The 227-nt window shown below is 76.7% G+C and carries 1 pseudogene; it reads left to right on the top strand.

Annotated features, from left to right (window positions below):
* Positions 1-47: 47 nt before the first annotated feature.
* Positions 48-227 (top strand): annotated as a pseudogene (locus tag N869_RS18335) (zinc-dependent alcohol dehydrogenase); the annotation flags it as partial.

The following is a 227-nucleotide window of genomic DNA, read 5'->3' as shown; positions in this document are numbered from 1 at the left end:
ACCTCCTGCACCCCGTCCCCGACACCCTCGACGCAACCGACGCCGCCATGCTCGAACCCCTCGGCGTCGCCCTGCACGCCATCGACCTGGCCGGCACGCACGCAGCCGACGTCGTCGCCGTCGTCGGCTGCGGACCCATCGGGCTGTGCGCCGTGCAGCTCGCACGCGCCACCGGCGCAGCGACCGTCGTGGCCGTCGACCCGCTGCCCCACCGCCGCGACGCGGCC

The sequence above is a fragment of the Cellulomonas bogoriensis 69B4 = DSM 16987 genome (genome assembly GCF_000767165.1).
GTDB lineage: Bacteria > Actinomycetota > Actinomycetes > Actinomycetales > Cellulomonadaceae > Actinotalea > Actinotalea bogoriensis.
This window is presented reverse-complemented; position numbering and strand designations above follow the sequence as displayed.